Origin of the sequence: Rhodococcus ruber NBRC 15591 (assembly GCF_001894945.1) — a bacterium.
Lineage (GTDB): Bacteria > Actinomycetota > Actinomycetes > Mycobacteriales > Mycobacteriaceae > Rhodococcus > Rhodococcus ruber.
Genome location: NZ_BCXE01000052.1, coordinates 1 through 5,274, shown reverse-complemented (window position 1 = coordinate 5,274; position 5,274 = coordinate 1). Strand labels below are relative to the sequence as shown.

The following is a 5,274-nucleotide window of genomic DNA, read 5'->3' as shown; positions in this document are numbered from 1 at the left end:
CGGTAACGGGTGTTCGGCGGTGTCCTACTCTCCCACACCCTGTCGGGTGCAGTACCATCGGCGCAGACAGGCTTAGCTTCCGGGTTCGGAATGGGACCGGGCGTTTCCCTGTCGCTATGGCCGCCGTAACTCTGCGAAACGTCACGCATCAGAGTTCTCGAATACCCTTGTCGGGCTTCGGTATCTGATGTGTGTGCTGTTTCAGATACCGCACAGTGGACGCGTAGCTTCTTCGTGGTAAGTCCTCGGCCTATTAGTACCGGTCACCTGCATGCGTTGCCGCACTTCCAGTTCCGGCCTATCAACCCGGTGGTCTGCCGGGGGCCTTACCCCCTCGAGGGGGTGAGAAACCTCATCTTGGAACAGGCTTCCCGCTTAGATGCTTTCAGCGGTTATCCCTTCCGAACGTAGCCAACCAGCCGTGCCCCTGGCGGGACAACTGGCACACCAGAGGTTCGTCCGTCCCGGTCCTCTCGTACTAGGGACAGCCTTCCTCAAGTTTCTAACGCGCGCGGCGGATAGAGACCGAACTGTCTCACGACGTTCTAAACCCAGCTCGCGTGCCGCTTTAATGGGCGAACAGCCCAACCCTTGGGACCTACTCCAGCCCCAGGATGCGACGAGCCGACATCGAGGTGCCAAACCATCCCGTCGATATGGACTCTTGGGGAAGATCAGCCTGTTATCCCCGGGGTACCTTTTATCCGTTGAGCGACACCGCTTCCACATGCCGGTGCCGGATCACTAGTCCCGACTTTCGTCCCTGCTCGACCTGTCGGTCTCACAGTCAAGCTCCCTTGTGCACTTGCACTCGACACCTGATTGCCAACCAGGCTGAGGGAACCTTTGGGCGCCTCCGTTACATTTTGGGAGGCAACCGCCCCAGTTAAACTACCCACCAGGCACTGTCCCTGAACCCGATCAGGGTCCGAGGTTAGAGGTCCAATACGATCAGAGTGGTATTTCAACAACGACTCCACGGTAACTGGCGTCACCGCTTCACAGTCTCCCACCTATCCTACACAAACCGAACCGAACACCAATACCAAGCTGTAGTGAAGGTCCCGGGGTCTTTTCGTCCTGCCGCGCGTAACGAGCATCTTTACTCGTAATGCAATTTCGCCGAGTCTGTGGTTGAGACAGCAGAGAAGTCGTTACGCCATTCGTGCAGGTCGGAACTTACCCGACAAGGAATTTCGCTACCTTAGGATGGTTATAGTTACCACCGCCGTTTACTGGGGCTTAAATTCTCAGCTTCGCGGATCGCTCCGCTGACCGGTCCTCTTAACCTTCCAGCACCGGGCAGGCGTCAGTCCGTATACCTCGTCTTACGACTTCGCACGGACCTGTGTTTTTAGTAAACAGTCGCTTCTCTCTGGTCTCTGCGACCACCCCCAGCTCCGACCGCGAAGGTCTTCACCAGGGCCGGTCCCCCTTCTCCCGAAGTTACGGGGGCATTTTGCCGAGTTCCTTAACCACAGTTCTCTCGATCGCCTCGGTATTCTCTACCTGACCACCTGTGTCGGTTTGGGGTACGGGCCGTGTGAAAGCTCGCTAGAGGCTTTTCTCGGCAGCATAGGATCATGGAATTCGCCTCATTCGGCTACGCATCACCTCTCAGGCTCGTGCGACACGGATTTGCCTATGTCACGCCCTACAGGCTTACACCGGTACAACCACTGACCGGCCCCACTACCTTCCTGCGTCACCCCATCGCTTGGCTACTACCAGATCGGGTCCCGTGCATCCACACGACCGATTCCCGAAGGAACCGGCCGGCTTCAGGACGGTTAGCATCACTGATTCACCAGGGGCGCGTTCACACGGGTACGGGAATATCAACCCGTTGTCCATCGACTACGCCTGTCGGCCTCGCCTTAGGTCCCGACTCACCCTGGGCGGATTAACCTGGCCCAGGAACCCTTGGTCATTCGGCGGACGAGTTTCTCACTCGTCTTTCGCTACTCATGCCTGCATTCTCACTCGCGCCGCCTCCACACCTGGATCACTCCGGCGCTTCCCCGGCGGCACGACGCTCCCCTACCCACCCACACCACTGCACCCGTCTCCGCAGAAACGAGTGGGTGTTGTGTGAGTGCCGCGGCTTCGGCGGTGTACTTGAGCCCCGCTACATTGTCGGCGCAGAACCACTTGACCAGTGAGCTATTACGCACTCTTTCAAGGGTGGCTGCTTCTAAGCCAACCTCCTGGTTGTCTCAGCGATCCCACATCCTTTTCCACTTAGTACACGCTTAGGGGCCTTAGCCGGCGATCTGGGCTGTTTCCCTCTCGACTACGAAGCTTATCCCCCGCAGTCTCACTGCCGCGCTCTCACTCACCGGCATTCGGAGTTTGGCTGATTTCGGTAAGCTTGTGGGCCCCCTAGACCATCCAGTAGCTCTACCTCCGGTGAGAAACACGCGACGCTGCACCTAAATGCATTTCGGGGAGAACCAGCTATCACGGAGTTTGATTGGCCTTTCACCCCTACCCACAGCTCATCCCCTCAGTTTTCAACCTAAGTGGGTTCGGGCCTCCACGACGTCTTACCGTCGCTTCACCCTGGCCATGGGTAGATCACTCCGCTTCGGGTCTAGAACATGCCACTGATACGCCCTGTTCGGACTCGCTTTCGCTACGACTACCCCACACGGGTTAACCTCGCGACATGCCACTAACTCGCAGGCTCATTCTTCAAAAGGCACGCCGTCACCCCCAGCAGACCAAACTGCTCGAAGGCTCCGACGGATTGTAAGCGCACGGTTTCAGGTACTATTTCACTCCCCTCCCGGGGTACTTTTCACCTTTCCCTCACGGTACTAGTCCGCTATCGGTCACCAGGGAGTATTCAGGCTTATCGGGTGGTCCCGACAGATTCACAGCAGATTTCACGGGCCCGCTGCTACTCGGGCACCCTCCACGAGAGCCGGCATGTTTTCGTCTACGGGATTCTCACCCTCTACGACGGGCCGTTCCAGACCACTTCGACTAACACACCGGTTTCTTACTCTCGCCCACCATGACAGTGATGGGAAGAAGGGCCCCACGACCCCACGAGTGCAACGCCTGCCAGCTCTCACACACCCGCGGTTTAGCCTCTTCCGCTTTCGCTCGCCACTACTCACGGAATCACATGTTGTTTTCTCTTCCTGTGGGTACTGAGATGTTTCACTTCCCCACGTTCCCTCCACACGCCCTATATATTCAGGCGCGGGTAACACGACATCACTCGTGCTGGGTTTCCCCATTCGGAAATCCTCGGATCACAGCTCGGTTGACAGCTCCCCGAGGCATATCGCAGCCTCCCACGTCCTTCATCGGCTCCTGGTGCCAAGGCATCCACCGTACGCTCATAAACACTTACAACAAAGATGCTCGCGTCCACTGTGCAGTTCTCAAACAACACACAACACCCACTACTCACCCCACCGACCGGCAGAAGCTTTGACAGGCATCGTCGCTGATCGAACACTCGCGTGTTCTCTCAGGACCCAACAGTGCACCGATATAACCCCTCGAATCCTCCTGTGTGAGAAGGACTCCGACGAGGGATGGTTGTCAGCGTTCCACCCATGAGCAACCGTGTCCCACATGCGGGGACAATCGGTCTCTGGCCGCACACGCGCCCCGACTGTTCGGGGGTGTGTGGGCAGACGCTCCTTAGAAAGGAGGTGATCCAGCCGCACCTTCCGGTACGGCTACCTTGTTACGACTTCGTCCCAATCGCCGATCCCACCTTCGACGGCTCCCTCCCACGAGGGGTTAGGCCACCGGCTTCGGGTGTTACCGACTTTCATGACGTGACGGGCGGTGTGTACAAGGCCCGGGAACGTATTCACCGCAGCGTTGCTGATCTGCGATTACTAGCGACTCCGACTTCACGGGGTCGAGTTGCAGACCCCGATCCGAACTGAGACCGGCTTTAAGGGATTCGCTCCACCTCGCGGTATCGCAGCCCTCTGTACCGGCCATTGTAGCATGTGTGAAGCCCTGGACATAAGGGGCATGATGACTTGACGTCGTCCCCACCTTCCTCCGAGTTGACCCCGGCAGTCTCCTGCGAGTCCCCACCATTACGTGCTGGCAACACAGGACAAGGGTTGCGCTCGTTGCGGGACTTAACCCAACATCTCACGACACGAGCTGACGACAGCCATGCACCACCTGTACACCGACCACAAGGGAAACCCCATCTCTGGGGCGGTCCGGTGTATGTCAAACCCAGGTAAGGTTCTTCGCGTTGCATCGAATTAATCCACATGCTCCGCCGCTTGTGCGGGCCCCCGTCAATTCCTTTGAGTTTTAGCCTTGCGGCCGTACTCCCCAGGCGGGGCGCTTAATGCGTTAGCTACGGCACGGATCCCGTGGAAGGAAACCCACACCTAGCGCCCACCGTTTACGGCGTGGACTACCAGGGTATCTAATCCTGTTCGCTACCCACGCTTTCGCTCCTCAGCGTCAGTTACTGCCCAGAGACCCGCCTTCGCCACCGGTGTTCCTCCTGATATCTGCGCATTTCACCGCTACACCAGGAATTCCAGTCTCCCCTGCAGTACTCAAGTCTGCCCGTATCGCCTGCAAGCCCGCAGTTGAGCTGCGGGTTTTCACAGACGACGCGACAAACCGCCTACGAGCTCTTTACGCCCAGTAATTCCGGACAACGCTCGCACCCTACGTATTACCGCGGCTGCTGGCACGTAGTTGGCCGGTGCTTCTTCTGTACCTACCGTCACTTGCGCTTCGTCGGTACTGAAAGAGGTTTACAACCCGAAGGCCGTCATCCCTCACGCGGCGTCGCTGCATCAGGCTTGCGCCCATTGTGCAATATTCCCCACTGCTGCCTCCCGTAGGAGTCTGGGCCGTGTCTCAGTCCCAGTGTGGCCGGTCGCCCTCTCAGGCCGGCTACCCGTCGTCGCCTTGGTGGGCCGTTACCCCACCAACAAGCTGATAGGCCGCGGGCCCATCCTGCACCGGAAAACCTTTCCACCCCGGAACATGCATCCCGAGGTCCTATCCGGTATTAGACCCAGTTTCCCAGGCTTATCCCGAAGTGCAGGGCAGATCACCCACGTGTTACTCACCCGTTCGCCACTAATCCACCCAGCAAGCTGGGCTTCATCGTTCGACTTGCATGTGTTAAGCACGCCGCCAGCGTTCGTCCTGAGCCAGGATCAAACTCTCCGTTGAAGACTCTCAATCAAACCCCGAAGGGCCGATCAGCCATAAGCGTAGAGCCGAATCACTAGCAAAAAACTCAAACTAGCAAAAACACTG

At 58.0% G+C, this 5,274-nt stretch carries 3 rRNA genes; all 3 read right to left on the bottom strand.

The annotated features are described in order from the left end of the window. Positions 1-11 precede the first annotated feature (11 nt). Positions 12-128, bottom strand: a 5S ribosomal RNA gene (gene rrf, locus RR3_RS24440). A gap of 105 nt (positions 129-233) precedes the next feature. Further along, positions 234-3,366 (bottom strand): 23S ribosomal RNA (locus RR3_RS24435). Between the two features lie 298 nt (positions 3,367-3,664). Beyond that, positions 3,665-5,187 (bottom strand): 16S ribosomal RNA (locus tag RR3_RS24430). The 16S, 23S and 5S rRNA genes sit together here, the layout of an rRNA operon. Between the last annotated feature and the right edge of the window lie 87 nt (positions 5,188-5,274).